The 14,759-nt window shown below is 64.4% G+C and carries 12 protein-coding genes; 7 read left to right on the top strand and 5 right to left on the bottom strand.

The window, feature by feature from the left end; genetic code table 11:
- Nucleotide 1: 1 nt before the first annotated feature.
- Both ACFDR6_RS20885 and ACFDR6_RS20880 read right to left on the bottom strand, forming a co-directional pair.
- Nucleotides 2–988, bottom strand: coding sequence for a phosphotransferase family protein (locus ACFDR6_RS20885; protein ID WP_375859341.1), 987 nt, complete (start codon nucleotides 986–988; stop codon nucleotides 2–4).
- Nucleotides 985–1,773, bottom strand: a complete 789-nt coding sequence (locus ACFDR6_RS20880) for an enoyl-CoA hydratase/isomerase (protein ID WP_375859340.1) — start codon at nucleotides 1,771–1,773, stop codon at nucleotides 985–987. Before ACFDR6_RS20880 ends, ACFDR6_RS20885 begins: the two co-directional genes overlap by 4 nt.
- A 202-nt stretch (nucleotides 1,774–1,975) precedes the next feature.
- Here ACFDR6_RS20880 and ACFDR6_RS20875 point away from each other — a divergent pair, with 202 nt between their 5' ends.
- The 5 genes from ACFDR6_RS20875 (at nucleotide 1,976) to ACFDR6_RS20855 (ending at nucleotide 6,290) form a co-directional block, all read left to right on the top strand.
- A complete protein-coding gene (locus ACFDR6_RS20875; RefSeq protein ID WP_375859339.1) occupies nucleotides 1,976–2,755 on the top strand; it encodes an SDR family NAD(P)-dependent oxidoreductase in 780 nt (259 codons plus the stop codon).
- 131 nt (nucleotides 2,756–2,886) lie between these two features.
- A complete protein-coding gene (locus ACFDR6_RS20870) occupies nucleotides 2,887–3,267 on the top strand; it encodes a VOC family protein (RefSeq protein WP_212081205.1) in 381 nt (126 codons plus the stop codon).
- Nucleotides 3,268–3,534: 267 nt separating this feature from the next.
- The gene (locus ACFDR6_RS20865; protein ID WP_212081204.1) at nucleotides 3,535–4,812 is read left to right on the top strand and encodes an acyl-CoA dehydrogenase family protein; all 1,278 of its coding nucleotides are present in this window, start codon (nucleotides 3,535–3,537) and stop codon (nucleotides 4,810–4,812) included.
- 113 nt (nucleotides 4,813–4,925) lie between these two features.
- A complete protein-coding gene (locus ACFDR6_RS20860) occupies nucleotides 4,926–5,543 on the top strand; it encodes a flavin reductase family protein (RefSeq protein WP_375859337.1) in 618 nt (205 codons plus the stop codon).
- 21 nt (nucleotides 5,544–5,564) lie between these two features.
- Nucleotides 5,565–6,290 (top strand): N-acetyltransferase, encoded by a 726-nt coding sequence (locus ACFDR6_RS20855; RefSeq protein ID WP_375859336.1) that lies wholly within the window; start codon nucleotides 5,565–5,567, stop codon nucleotides 6,288–6,290.
- A gap of 86 nt (nucleotides 6,291–6,376) precedes the next feature.
- Here the strand turns inward: ACFDR6_RS20855 and yghU are convergent, their stop codons facing one another.
- Nucleotides 6,377–7,252, bottom strand: coding sequence for a glutathione-dependent disulfide-bond oxidoreductase (gene yghU, locus ACFDR6_RS20850; protein WP_375859335.1), 876 nt, complete (start codon nucleotides 7,250–7,252; stop codon nucleotides 6,377–6,379).
- A gap of 280 nt (nucleotides 7,253–7,532) precedes the next feature.
- Between yghU and ACFDR6_RS20845 the strand changes: the two genes are divergently transcribed.
- Complete coding sequence (locus tag ACFDR6_RS20845) at nucleotides 7,533–8,666, top strand: nitronate monooxygenase (RefSeq protein ID WP_317240447.1); 1,134 nt, start codon at nucleotides 7,533–7,535, stop codon at nucleotides 8,664–8,666.
- Between the two features lie 47 nt (nucleotides 8,667–8,713).
- Nucleotides 8,714–10,222, top strand: coding sequence for an acetyl-CoA acetyltransferase (locus tag ACFDR6_RS20840; RefSeq protein ID WP_375859334.1), 1,509 nt, complete (start codon nucleotides 8,714–8,716; stop codon nucleotides 10,220–10,222).
- Nucleotides 10,223–10,267: 45 nt separating this feature from the next.
- Here the strand turns inward: ACFDR6_RS20840 and ACFDR6_RS20835 are convergent, their stop codons facing one another.
- Complete coding sequence (locus tag ACFDR6_RS20835; RefSeq protein ID WP_212081199.1) at nucleotides 10,268–11,464, bottom strand: efflux RND transporter periplasmic adaptor subunit; 1,197 nt, start codon at nucleotides 11,462–11,464, stop codon at nucleotides 10,268–10,270.
- Nucleotides 11,451–14,630, bottom strand: coding sequence for an efflux RND transporter permease subunit (locus ACFDR6_RS20830; protein ID WP_212081198.1), 3,180 nt, complete (start codon nucleotides 14,628–14,630; stop codon nucleotides 11,451–11,453). The genes ACFDR6_RS20835 and ACFDR6_RS20830 overlap by 14 nt, the downstream gene beginning before the upstream one ends.
- Nucleotides 14,631–14,759 lie beyond the last annotated feature (129 nt).

Below are 14,759 nucleotides of genomic sequence, written 5' to 3'. Positions count from 1 at the left end.
GTCAGCTCCCGCGCGGCGCCAGCAGCCGCAACAGATCGATTTCGGTCTCGGACGCGCGGCGGCCGATCATGGCGCGCTCCATGGAGTGATCCGGGCCTTCGCGAAAACGCTGCATCATGCCGCCGCACATGATGCCCCAGCGCAGCGTGCCCATCACCTCCCAGAATTTCACGCGTGACGGATCGACCTTGCGGCCCGCGGCCTCGTAGCCCGCGAACAGCTCTTCACGCGAGCCAAAGCCGCCGACGGGCTTGTCGATCTCCCCGAAACGCCAGGAGTTGACGCAGACCCAGCCGAGATCCTCCATGGGGTCGCCGAGATGGGCGAGTTCCCAATCGAGCACGGCACGGACCCCGTCGGCGCCGATGATCAGATTGCCGTTGCGGAAATCGCCGTGCACCAGCGTGGTCTCGGCTGACGGGCCGGGATCGTGGTCGCGCAACCAGCGCAGCGCCAACTCGAACACCGGCTTTGGCCAGTTCAGGCTGCGATAGTCACGCTCGAACTCGGAGATCTCCTGAGTTGCCCCGCGGCTGCGCAGCTCCGGCAGCTTGTCCTTTGGCAGTCGATGCAGGCCAGCGAGAATGCCGCCGATCTGGCGCGCGAGATGCGGCCGCGCCGCGGCATATTCGTCATCGCGAAGAATCTTGCGTGCAATGGTCTCGCCCTCGACCCGTTGCATGATGAAGCCGGTGCCGAGGTCGTCCTCCGGTCCGAGCACGTGCATCACGGACGGCGACGGCACGCCGGCCTCGTAAGCGAGCTGCATGAGTTGCGCTTCCGCCGCAAGACCCGCCGCGCGCGTCGGCGCAGCGCCATAGCCTTTCGGCGAGCGGCGCAGGATCGCACCGATCGGCCCATCGGGATGCACGACGTCGAAGCGCCAGGTTTCCTGGCTGGCGCCGCCGGACAGTTTTGCTGCGCCGCTGACGCCGGTCGCCCCCTTGCACCAGCGCCGGACGCTGCGCGAAAGCTCCGCCTCGATCATTTGCCTTTGAACTGCGCCGGCCGCTTCTCCAGGAACGCGCCGACGCCCTCGCGGAAATCCTGGGTGTCGCCGGCGCGAAGCTGGCACTGGAATTCGAGATTGAGCTGATCCTCGAAGGAATTTTCCGGGCTGTCCCAATAGAGCTTGCGGATCAGCGACAGCGCGATCGTCGGGCCACTGGCGAGATCGCGCGCAAGCTTCATCGCCTCCTCCATCAGCGCACCGTCATCGTAGACGCGGTTGACCAGACCCCATTCCAGCGCCTTCTCGGCCGGCAGCCGCTCGCCCATCAAGGACAGTTCGATCGAGCGCGCCCGGCCGATGAGGCGCGGCAGCAGCCAAGTGGAGCCGCAATCCGGCACGAGGCCGATGCGACGGAACGCCTGGAGGAAATACGAGGAACGCGCGCATAAAATCATGTCGCCGAGCAGCGCGAAGCTCATGCCGGCACCCGCCGCAGGACCGTTGACCGCGGTCACGATCGGGCAGTGCAGATTGCGGATACGGCGCAGGAAGGGATGAAAGCCGGTCTCCAGCGTCAGCCCGGCCTTGGTCTTCTTCGACTGGTTGTTGCGGCCCTGGAGGTTCGCGCCGGTGCAGAATGCCCGCCCCGCGCCGGTCAGCACGACGCAGCGCACCTCGTCCTTCTTCTCCTCGATCGCGTCGAGCGCTTCGGCGAGGCCACCCAGCATATCCACGGAGACCGCGTTCATCACCTCCTGATGGTCCAGCTTGAGGATCGCGACCGAACCGTCGAAATCGAGCGTGACGTGTTTGAACTGCATGGTTTCCTCGTGAGTTACCGGCCTTGAATCAGTTTCGCTGCCCGGAATTTGCTTTGGCGGCGAGCATATTTGATTTTTGGCGCGGTCTTGTCCATGGTGATCAGAGCATAGCAAGCAATCTTGCGCGCAGCTGCTAATGGGCCGCATGCCAGAAGGCTTGCCAAGAACTTGCCAAGAACTCGCCAATAACAGGAAACGCGCCATGAACCTTTTCGACCTCACCGGCCGCGTGGCCGTGATCACCGGCGGCAATGGCGGCATCGGCCTCGGCATCGCACAGGCGCTCGCAGGCCAGGGATGCAATGTCTCGATCTGGGGCCGTAATGCTGACAAGAACAAAGCTGCTGCCGCGAGCATGGCGGGGCTATCCGGCAAGGTCGACGCCCGCGTCTGCGACGTCACCGATCCGGCTTCGGTCAACGCAGCGATGAAGGCGACGCTCGATACGTTCGGCCGGGTCGATGGCTGCTTCGCCAATGCCGGCATCGGCGGCGGGGGCCGGCGTTCCTTCGTCGAGCGCACCGAGGAAGAATGGCGAACGATGTTTTCGACCAATCTCGACGGCGTATTCCACGCTTTCCAGGCCGCCGCGCGTCACATGACCGATCGCGCCAATGCGGGCGACCCGTTCGGCCGGCTGGTGGCGACCTCGAGTCTGGCCTCGATCTTCGGCACCGCGCGCAACGAGCATTATGCGGCGACCAAGGCCGCTATCAATGCGCTGGTGCGCGCGCTCGGCGTCGAACTGGCGCGCCATGGCGTCACCGCGAACGCGATCCTGCCCGGCTGGATCAAGAGCGACATGACGTCCGGTCTCATGGCGAACGACAAGTTCGTTGCCAACGTGATGCCGCGGATTCCGGTGCGGCGCTTCGGCGAGCCAAGCGATTTCGGCGGCATCGCCGTCTATCTGATGAGCAAGGCGTCGTCGTATCACACGGCCGACACGTTCGTGATCGACGGCGGCTATACCGCGTTCTGATGCCTCGCAGGGTGGACAAAGGCGCCCTTGCGCCGCGCCCACCACAGGCATTTTCCAATGTCGTGGTGGGCACGCTGCGCTTTGCCCACCCTCCGGCTCCTCGTATTGCAAGCGCAGAAGGGAATGGGCAAATGTTCTCGCACGTGATGATCGGCACCAACGATCTCGACAAGGCCAAGTCATTCTACGACAACCTTCTGAGCACGCTCGAAGTGCGACCAGCCAGGGTGGACGGCCACCGCATCTTCTACATCACCAAGACCGGCGTGTTCTCGGTGTCGAAGCCGATCAACGGCGAACCGGCGACCTGCGCGAACGGCGGCACCATCGGCTTTGCTGCCAACTCGCCCGAGCAGGTCGATGCCTGGCACGCGGCGGGTGTCGCGGCCGGCGCAAAATCGATCGAGGATCCGCCCGGTGTGCGGCAGGGCCCTGGCGGCAAGCTCTATCTGGCCTATCTGCGCGATCTCGACGGCAACAAGATCTGTGCGATGCATCGGATGCCGAACTGACAGGTGCGTGTCCCGGACGCGCTGCAACGCGACAGCGTTGCAGCGCCGAGCCGGGACCGAGGAAACCCTCAGCCAGGAGCGGCATGGCCCAGGCGCTGCGACGCAGCGCTAAAGGGCGCTGCGCCGCGTCCGGGGCGCGAGAGTTAGATCGCACGCAGCATCGCGCTTTAAACATTGTTTGATCTGCGCCCGCCCAAAAACCACACTCGCCCTTTGCGCTCGTCGCGTTTATTGTCGCGCCGACGCGGCTCAGCAACGGGAGGAACAATGACAAAACACACCTACATTCCCCGCACCACCAACTACACTCTCAATCCCGGCGACGAGCTCAACGATCTGCGCATGTCGGACCAGGTCCGACCGCTCTATGACCACGTCAAGAAATTCATTCGCGACACCGTCGAGCCGATGTCGATCGAGTTCGCCAAGGCCGGCGAGGGCAAGGAAGATCGCTGGAGCTTCACGCCGAAACAGCTCGAGGTGCTGGAGAAAGCCAAGAACAAGGCCAAGCAGGAAGGCCTCTGGAACTTCTTCCTGCCCGATGACGAAACCGGACAGGGCCTGAAGAATCTCGACTACGCCTATATCGCCTCCGAGCTCGGCAAGAGCCCGCTGGCTTCGGAGAGCATGAACTGCTCGGCACCCGACACCGGCAACATGGAGGTGCTGGAGCGCGTCGGCACCAAGGAGCAGAAGGAGAAGTGGCTGAAGCCGCTGCTCAACGGCGAGATCCGTTCGGCCTATGTCATGACCGAACCGAATGTCGCCTCCTCCGACGCCAAGAACATCTCGACGACGGCAAAGCTCGTCGGCGACGAATGGGTCATCAACGGCGAGAAATATTACATCTCCGGCGTCGGCGATCCCCGCTGCAAGATCCTCATCGTGATGGTCAAGACCAATCCGGATGCGGCGCCGAGCAAGCAGCAGTCGCAGATCCTGGTGCCGCGCGATACGCCCGGCGTCGAGGTGCTCGGCCCCATGTACGTGTTCGGCCAGGACCACGCCCCGCGTGGCCATATGCACATGCGCTTCAACAATGTGAGGGTCCCGAAGGAGAACATCCTGCTCGGCGAAGGCCGCGGCTTCGAGATCTCGCAGCTTCGTCTCGGCCCGGGCCGCATCCATCACTGCATGCGCACCATCGGAAAGGCCGAAAAGGCGCTGGACCTGATGGTGCAGCGTGGCCTCACCCGCGAAGCCTTCGGCAAGAAGATCGCTCATCTCGGCGGCAACATGCAGATCATCGCGCAGGCGCGCTGCGAGATCGAGGCAATGCGGCTGATGGTGCTGAAGGCCGCCAAGGCGATGGACGTCCTCGGCAACAAGGAGGCCCGCGTCTGGGTCTCCATGGTCAAGGCCATGGTGCCCGAACGCGCCTGCAAGATCATCGATCAGGCGATCCAGATGCACGGCGCCACCGGCATCTCGCACTGGACCCCGCTGGCCGAGATGTACCAGGACGTCCGCCATCTGCGCTTCGCCGACGGTCCGGACGAGGTGCACTGGATGGTGGTCGGACGCCACGAACTGAGCATGGCGTGATCTCAACTCGTCATGCGCGGGCTTGACCCGCGCATCCATCGAAGGAAGCATTTCTTCAGGATTGATGGATTGCCGGGTCAAGCCCGGCAATGACGGCTTGCCCAGGAGCCCCTATGGAATATGCCGCCAGCGACCTCACGCCTCGCGAGCGCTACAAGGTGCTGACCTCTTTCATCCTGCCACGGCCGATCGCCTGGGTGACCACGATCGGCCCGACCGGCGTCGTCAACGCCGCCCCCTTCAGCTTCTTCAACGCCTTCTGCGAGGATCCGCCGCTCTGCATGTTCGCGGTGAACCGCAAGCCAGACGGCCAGGACAAGGACACCTTCCTCAACATCCAGAGCACTGGCGAATTCGTGGTCAATATCGCCGATGAGCCGCTGGCGCGCGCCATGCACGAGTCTAGCGGCGATTTTCCGGCTGAGATCGGCGAGCCCGACTATCTCGGCCTGAAACTCGCACCGTCCAAGCGAATTGCCGTACCCCGGCTGGCCGATACGCCTTGGGCGATGGAGTGCAAGCTCTGGAAGCTGATCGACGTCAATGACGATCGCAAACTGATCATGGGCGAAGGCCTCCACTTCCACATCCGCGACGAGCTGTGGGACGACGAGGCCATGCGCGTGCACATGGACCGCTATCACCCGATCGGCCGCATGTTCGCCGACCGCTACTGCCGGACCGACGATCGCGTGGTGTTTCCAGGGGCGGAAGGCGTGAAGGCCAAATAGTCGAACCAGGGAGGCGAGATGATGCCCGAAACTTTTCGCGACAACGAGGAACGCGGTCGGTTCGAGCTCGACGTCGACGGGACGATCGCCTTCGTCACCTACCGCAAGACCGAGGGCGCGATCACGCTGGTGCACACCGAGGTGCCGCCGGAGCTCGGCGGCCGCGGCATCGGCTCGAAGCTCGGCCGCGCCACGCTGGATGCGGTACGGGCGCAGGGGCGCAAGCTCTCCGTCGAGTGCGACTTCATTTACAACTTCATGCGCAAGAATCCCGGCTATAACGATCTCTTGACGGATGAGAGGGATGCGCAGGCCGAGCCTGAGGCGAGCTATCGCGCCGGTTGCTTCTGCGGAGCGGTCGAGGTCGAAGTGAGCGGCAAGCCGATGTTTGCGGGATATTGCCATTGTGCCGACTGCCAGGCCTGGTCGGCGGCGCCGATCAATGCTTTCAGCCTTTGGAAGTCGGACGGTGTGCGCATCACCAAGGGCGAGGCAGAGCTCGGGACATTCAACAAGACCGAGCATTCCTATCGAAAGTTCTGCAGGCGCTGCGGCGGCCACGTCATGACCGAGCATCCGCGGATGCGGCTGACCGACGTGTACGCCAATCTGCTAAAGGGGTACCAGCACCAGCCGACGCTACATGCGAACTACGCGAGCAAGATGGTCTCGGTCAGAGACGGCCTGCCGAAATATGCTGACTTGCCGGCGGATCTCGGCGGCTCTGGCGAGATGCTGCCGGATTGATCGTAGGACGGATGAGCGAAGCGCAATCCGCCGAGCAATCTCCAAGGGATGGCGGATTACGCCTTCGGCTCATCCGCCCTACGCCTCTACGTCGCGGGCGCGATCTTGTCCTGGGTCTTGGTCTCGAAATCGGACGCGTCATGCCGCTCGTGGAGCTGGCTGGCGGGATCGCCGGAGACGCGGTTGACCATGCGGCCGCGTTTCACGGCGGGGCGCTGCGCGATCTGGTCGGTCCAGCGCTGTACGTTCTTGTAGTCCTGCACCGAGAGGAATTCGCCGGCGCCATAGACCAGTCCCTTGGCAAGCGCGCCGTACCACGGCCACACCGCCATGTCGGCGATCGTATACTCCTTGCCTGCGAGATATTCGTTGTCCGCGAGGCGCCGGTCGAGCACGTCGAGTTGGCGCTTGGTCTCCATCGCGAAGCGATCGATGGCGTATTCGATCTTGGTCGGCGCGTAGGCGTAGAAATGGCCGAAGCCGCCGCCGAGATAGGGCGCGCTGCCCATTTGCCAGAACAGCCAGGACATCGCCTCGGTGCGGGTCTTGACGTCCTCCGGCAGGAAGGCGCCGAATTTCTCGGCGAGGTAGAACAGGATCGAGCCGGACTCGAACACCCGGATCGGCTCCGGACCGGAGCGATCCATCAGCGCTGGAATCTTCGAGTTCGGGTTGATGGCGACGAAGCCGCTGCCGAACTGATCGCCGTTGCCGATCTTGATCAGCCAGGCGTCGTATTCGGCACCCTTGTGGCCGAGCGCCAGAAGCTCTTCCAGCATCACCGTGACCTTCACCCCGTTCGGCGTCGCCAGCGAATAGAGCTGGAGGGGATGCTTGCCGACCGGCAGTTCCTTGTCGTGGGTCGGGCCGGCGATGGGGCGGTTGATGCTGGCGAACTGCCCGCCATTCTCCTTGTTCCAGGTCCAGACCTTGGGCGGCACATAGGCGGGGGTGTCGGTCATGCGAGGGCTCCGGCGGAAAGATGCGCTTGCATTAATTAGCCCGGGAATGGCCAATGACAAGGGCACCGCAACGCATTGCCGGGCGAGGCTGCTTCACGTTTTGTCATGGCACCCCTTCCCCGCTGTCAATCCGGGGCGCCTGCAAGACGGCGCGGCCTGCGGATGGAGCCGACGCCTACACACAAGATGCCTCGCCGAATCCGGCATGTCATCGATCGGGTCGCGTCAGCTTGCTTCGCGACGAAAGCAGCGAGAACGCGCAGGCCGCCGGGAGGGAGCTATGAAATCGCCGATCTGCGACATGCTGGGCATCGAGTTCCCGCTACTGGCTTTCAGCCATTGCCGCGACGTCGTCGCCGCCGTCAGCCGGGCCGGCGGCTTCGGCGTGCTGGGTGCCACGGTGCACACACCTGATACGCTCGAACGCGAGCTGAAATGGATCGACGATCACGTCGACGGCAAGCCCTACGGCATCGACGTGCTGATTCCCGAGAACATCTCGACCGCGGGCGAGAAGGACGTCACCTGGAAGAGCCTCGAAGCGCGCGTGCCGCAGGAGCACCGCAGCTACACGCGCGATCTCCTGAGGAAGTACGACATCGAGCTGACCACGACTGAAGTGGACGCCAACCAGCCGCAGCCCTTCGACGGGAAGACGGCGCTCGAGCTGCTCGAGGTCGCGTTCAATCATCCGATCCGACTGATCGCCAATGCGCTCGGCGTGCCGCCGAAGGCAATGATCGAGATGGGCAAGAAAAACGGTGTGCCGGTCGCAGCGCTCGTCGGCGCCAAGGAGCACGCGCTGCGCCAGGTCGCGGCCGGTGTCGACATCCTCGTGGTGCAGGGCACCGAGGCCGGCGGCCATTGCGGCGAGGTCTCGACCATGGTGCTGGTGCCCGAGGTGATCAAGGCGATCAAGAACATCCGCGACGTGCCGGTGCTGGCGGCCGGCGGCATCATGACCGGTCGTCAGATGGCGGCCTGCATGGCGATGGGCGCGGCCGGCGCCTGGACCGGCTCGGTGTGGCTTGCGACGGTGGAGGCCGAGACCACCGAGATCTTTCGCGAGAAGATGATCGCGGCGTCCTCGCGCGACGCCGTGCGATCGAAGGGGCGCACGGGGAAGCCGGCGCGGCAGCTTCGCTCGGTCTGGACCGATGCCTGGGATCGCGCGCCGGACAGCCCGGGCGCGCTGCCGATGCCGCTGCAGAGCATCATCAGCCGCGATGCCTTCAACTCGATCGACCGGGCTGCCGCGAGCGGCAACGCGAGCGCGCGCGATCTCGTCAGCTATTTCGTCGGCCAGGGCGTCGGCCTGATCGACAGCGTGAAGTCCGCCGGCGCCGTGGTGCAGGAGTTCAAGGAAGATTTCGCCGAAGCCATCGAGCACATGAATGCGCTGGTGGCGGAGTGATACGCGGCCAGCGTGCTCGAAATCTGAAAACGTGAAGCAAAGAAGAAATGACCAATACCCAAGAAGACCGCATCCCCGTCATCGTCGGCGTCGGCGAGATCGTCGACCGTCCGAAGGAGATCACCGAGGGCCTCGAGCCGCTCGATCTGCTCGAACAGGCGCTGCGGCGCGCCGAGGCTGACGCCGGCGCAAAACTGCTCTGCCAGGTGCAATCGCTCGACGTCGTCAACTTCCTGAGTTGGCGCTATCGCGATCCGGAGCAGCTGCTGGCGCAGCGGCTCGGCATCTCGCCCGCACATTGCTATTACGGCCCCGTCGGCGGCGAGAGTCCAATCCGCTACATCCACGAAGCAGCCAAGCGCATTGCGCGCGGCGAATGCACCGTGGCCGCAGTCTGTGGCGCCGAGGCGCAGTCGACCGCGACCAAGGCGGAGCGTGCGGGCGTCAAGCTGCCATGGACCCCATTCGCCCATGACGTCGAGGAGCCCAAGCGCGGGGCGGCGTTTCAGAAGCCGCTGGCGGTGAAGCTCGGCGTGTTTCGCCCCGTCACGGTCTATCCCTTCTATGAGGCCGCCTCCGCCCCTCATTGGGGCCAGACGCCGCGCGAGGCGATGACCGAATCCGGCACGCTGTGGTCACGCTATTCGGTGGCCGCCGCGCAAAATCCCAATGCCTGGCTGAAGCGGCGCTATGCGCCTGAAGAGATCACGACGCCGACCGCGGACAATCGTTTGATCGCCTGGCCCTACAACAAGCTGATGGTCGCCAACCCCAGCGTCAACATGGGCGGCGCGCTGCTGCTCACCAGCCTCGCCAAGGCGCGTGCGGCGGGCATTGCGGAGGACAAATTAGTCTATCCGCTCGGTGGTGCCTCGGCTGAGGAGCCGCGCGACTATCTCTTGCGCGACCAGTTCTACGAAAGCCATCCGCAGAATGCGGTTCTGAAGTCCGTGATGGATCTCGCCGGCGGCGACGGCAAGAGGTTCGACGCGATCGAGCTCTACAGCTGCTTCCCCTGTGTGCCCAAGATGGCGCGGCGGACGCTCGGGCTTGGCGCCGACGTGCAGCCGACGGTGACGGGCGGCCTCACCTTTTTCGGCGCGCCGCTCAACACCTACATGACGCATGCCGCCTGCGCGATGGTGCGGCGTGTGCGCGACGGCGCCAGACTCGGCCTGCTCTACGGCCAGGGCGGCTTCGTCACCAAGCATCACGCGCTTGTGCTGTCGAAGACGGCGTCGCGTGAAGCGCTGGCGCAGGAGACCAGCGTGCAAGGCGAGGCGGACCGCAACAAGCGCGCGGTGCCGGAGTTCGTGACGGAGGCAAATGGCAAGGGCAAGGTGGAGAGCTTTACCGTGCTCTACGGCCGCGGCGGCGAGGTCGAGCATGGCGTGGCGATGCTGCGGACGCAGAACGATCGCCGCACGCTCGCGCGGATCCCGGCGAGCGATGGCGCGACGCTGGCGCATCTGCTGAATATGGATCGGACGCCGGTGGGATCGACTGGAGAAATCGCAATGGCGGCGGATGGCGTGCCGGAGTGGCGGGTGGCGTAGCTCGCGCTCGTGTCCCGGACGCGGTGCGGCGCGAAGTGCCGCCCCTCACCCCTTCGTCGGCTGCTTCTCCGACGCGGTCGCCGGCTTGGCCTTGGCGCCAACCACGCGCACTGCGTCCCCGTTGGAAAGGCCGTCCGGCGGCGCTGTGATGACGCGATCGTCCGCGGCGATGCCCGAGGCCAGCTCGATCTCGCGGCCGAGATCGCGGGCGATGGTCACGGGCTTGAACAGCACTCTGTCGTCCGGGCCGACGGTCGCGACACGCAGGCCGTTGCTGTTGAAGATCAGCGCGCTAGCGGGGATGCTGAGCGGCGCAGAGTCGCGCTGGAGATTCAACTTCACGCTGGCATAGCCGCCGGGCATCAGCTCGCCTGACGAATTATCGAGCCCGAGCTGCATGCGCGTGGTGCCGGAGGCGACGTCGACGGCCTGCGAGGAAGCTTCCACGGTCGCCTGGAAGGTCCGGTTCGGGTATTCGGGCAACGTGATGGTGGCCTTGGCGCCGATCTTGATCGCCGGGACATAGTTCTGGGGAACATTAACGTAGACGCGCAGCTTGGTGATATCGGAGATCACGAACATCGCCGGGCCCGAGCCGCCACCAGCATTGATCAGCGCGCCGACGTCGGTATCGCGCGCGGTCACGACGCCATCGAATGGTGCGGTGATCTTCTTGTAGCCGGCCAGTGCTTCCAGCCGCTCGACATTGGCCTTGCCCGAATTCACAGCAGCGTTCTTGTTGGAAAGATCGGCGGTGCGCTCGTCGATCTCCTGCGCCGAGACGAAGTTCGAGGCGACGAGCGTCTTACGCCGGTTCAGCGTCGCTTCCGACAGCCGGGCGCTGGCCTGCTGGCTGGCGAGGTCGGCGCGGGCCTGCAAGAGTTGCTGATCGAGGTCCGGCGCCTCGATCTCGGCGATCACCTGCCCTGCCTTGACGCGGGCGCCGATGTCTGCGTTCCAGCTCTTCAGGTAACCCGACACGCGCGCGAAGATCGGGGCGCGATAATAGGCCTCCAGCCGGCCCGGCAGATCGAGGGTGGCGTGGAGCGCCTTGGCGTTGGGCTGGGTTACCGCGACGCTGGGAATGGCCTGATCGTCGGTCCATTCCTTCAGCTTGGTGCCCTGCTCCTCGCGGGCGCGGATGCCGGTGCCGACCACAAGGCCTGCCGCAATCAGCGCCACCACGCCGAAGATGCCCAGTTTCCGGTGCGACACCGGGGAGCGGGGTTCAGTGGGCGACATGCGCGGTCTCCGATGGGGCGGCGGCTTTGGCGCCTTGTTTCTTGTGTACCATGCTGAACACCACGGGAACGAACATCAGCGTGGCGAAGGTTGCAAAGATCAGGCCGCCGATCACGGCGCGGCCGAGCGGCGCATTCTGCTCGCCGCCCTCGCCGAGCCCCAGGGCCATCGGCGCCATGCCGATGATCATGGCGAGCGCGGTCATCAACACGGGACGGAACCGGACGAAGCCGGCTTCGAGCGCGGCCGCGATGGGATCGCCGAGTTCCTCGTATCGTTCGCGGGCGAAGGAGATCACGAGCACGCTGTTTGCGGTGGCAACGCCCATGCACATGATGGCGCCAGTGAGCGCGGGTACTGACAGCGTCGTCTCGGTCATGAACAGCATCCAGACGATGCCGGCGAGCGCGGCCGGCAAAGCGGTGATGATCACGAACGGATCGGACCAGGACTGGAAGTTCACAACGATCAGGAAGTAGATCAGCACGACGGCACCCAGCAGGCCGAACAGCAGGCCGGTGAAGGCACTGTTCATGGTCTGCACTTGGCCGAGCAGCACCACGGAAGACCCCTTCGGCACCTCCTTGGCGGTGTTGGCTATCAGCTGACGGATGTCGGCGGCGACAGCGCCGAGATCGCGGCCTGTGGTCGTGGCAAAGATCTGCACCATCGACTGGATGTCGTATTGCGACACCACCGCGCTCGAGGTCGAACGCTTGATCTCGGCGATGCCGCCGAGGATCGGCGACTGCGAATTGCCGGCCGCGGTGATCGGCAGCGTCTGCAGCGCGCTGAGCGAATCGATCTGGTATTGCGGTGTCTGCATCACGATCGAGTAGGACACGCCGTTATCAGGGTTGAGGTAGTAGGTCGGCGCCACCTGCGAGGATCCGGCGAGATTGACCACGAGGCTGTTGGTGACGTCGCGCTCGGTCAGGCCGACATATTGCGCGCGGGTACGGTCGACGTCGATGTTGAAGGTCGGGTTGTTCGGCGATTGCTGGATACGCGCATCGGCAACGCCGGGAATCTTGCGGACCTTCGCCAGCAGGCTGTTGGCGTAGGCGAAGTTGGCGCTGAGATTGGCGCCGCGGATTTGCAGGTCGATCGGCGCCGGCGCGCCGAAGTTCAGGATCTGGCTGACGATGTCGGCCGGCAGGAACGCGAAGCTGACCCCGGGGAACAGGCGCGGCAGCTGCTCACGGAGCACCCTGACGTGCTCCTCTGTCGGCTTGTGGCCCTCCTTCAGCTTGATCTGAATGTCGCCGTCCTGCGGGCCGATCACGCCGGTGTTGTTGTAGGTCATGTTGATGCCGGAGATCGGCATGCCGATATTGTCGGTCATGGTTTCGATCTCACCCGGGATCAGCTTGCGCACCGCCTTCTGGATGTCCGCGAGCTGGTTGGCGGTCTCCTCGACGCGGGTGCCGACTTGCGTGCGGACATGCATCAGGATGTTGCCGGCATCGACCGCCGGAAAGAAATTGCGCCCGAGAAACGGCACCAGCGCGAAGGACGCGCCGACGACGCAGAGGAAGCCGATCACGAACACCGCGCGATGCGCCAGCGCAAGTCCAAGGAAATTATGGTAACCGCCGCGGATACGCTCGAACCGCGCCTCGAAGCCGCGCTGAAACCAGACGAAGGGATTGCGCGATTTCGGCGGCCCGCCTTCGTGATGGACGTGCGCCTTGAGCAGATAGTTCGCCATGGTCGGCACCAGCGTGCGCGATAGGATAAACGACCAGATCATCGCGAACATCACGGCTTCCGCCATCGGCACGAACAGGAAGCGCGCGACGCCACTCAGGAAGAACATCGGCACGAACACGATGCAGATGCACAGCAGCGACACGAAGGCCGGCGTCACGATCTGGTTGGCGCCGTCGAGTATCGACTGCTCGACCGGCTTGCCCTGCTCCAGATGGTAGTTGATGTTCTCGATCGTCACCGTGGCGTCGTCGACGAGGATGCCGACCGCGAGCGCAAGCCCGCCGAGCGTCATGATGTTCAGCGTCTCGCCGATCGCCGACAGCATGATGATGGCACCCAGCACCGACAGCGGGATCGACACCGCGATGATGATGGTCGAGCGCCAGCTGCCGAGGAACAGCAGGATCATGACGCTGGTGAGCAGCGCCGCGATCACACCTTCGAAGGCGACACCCTGGATTGCGCCGCGGACGAACACCGACTGATCGCCGATGAAGCCGATCTTCAGCGCGTCGGGCATCTGATCCTTGACGTCGATGACCTTCTGCTTGATGCCGGCGATGATGTCGAGCGTCGAGGTCGCGCCCGCTTTCAGCACCATCATCAGCACCGAGCGATTGCCGTCGACGTGGACAATGTTGGTCTGCGGCGGATTGCCGTCGCGGACGGTCGCAACGTCGCGCACATAGACCATGGCGCCATTGACGGTCTTGATCGGCAGATCGCCGAGCTCGTCGATCCGGAGCGGCGAGTTATTGAGCTGGATGTTGTACTCGAACTGACCGATCTTCTGGGTGCCGACCGGTGTGATCAGGTTCTGGGCGGCCAGCGCATTGGCGACGTCCTGGCCCGAGAGGCCGCGGGCCTGGAGCGCAGTGGGATCGAGGTCGATCTGGACCTGACGCTGCTTGCCACCGAAGGGGTACGGGATCGCCGCACCGGGCACGGTGACCAGGGGCGTGCGCAGCTGGTTGATGCCGATATCGGCGAGATTCTGTTCGGTGAGCCCCTCGCCTGACAGCGCGACCTGAATGATGGGCACGGTGGAAGCCGAATAGTTCAGGATCAAGGGCGGCGTCGCACCCGGCGGCATCTGCTTCAGCAGCGTCTGCGAGATCGCAGTGACCTGGGCGTTGGCGGTGCGGATGTCGACGTTCGGCTGAAAGAATATCTTGATGATGCCAAAGCCGTTGTACGAATTGGCTGTAATGTGCTCGATGTCGTTGACCGTCGTCGTCAGAGCACGCTGGAACGGCGTCGTGATGCGGCCGGACATCTGGTCGGGCGGCAGGCCGGTGTACTGCCAGACCACGCCGATCACGGGAATGCGAATGTCCGGGAAGATGTCGGTCGGCGTCCGCAGCGCCGCGAGCGGTCCGATGATCAGCAGCAGAAGCGCGAGCACGACGAAAGTATAGGGCCGGCTCAGGGCGATACGGACCAGTGCAATCATGCGCCAGGCAATTCCAGGTCAAACGAGAATGTGGAATCCGCCCCCCGGGCGATCCCCGTTCCCCTTTACCTGAGCACCGCCGGAAACGCTAACCTCCGGCAGACTTTCCGCCTTCACTTCCTTGCTACC

Origin of the sequence: Bradyrhizobium tunisiense (assembly GCF_042263385.1) — a bacterium.
In the GTDB taxonomy this organism is placed as follows: Bacteria; Pseudomonadota; Alphaproteobacteria; order Rhizobiales; family Xanthobacteraceae; genus Bradyrhizobium; species Bradyrhizobium tunisiense.
Note: the sequence above shows the minus strand (reverse complement) of the source record. Positions and strands in the feature narration are given on the sequence as shown.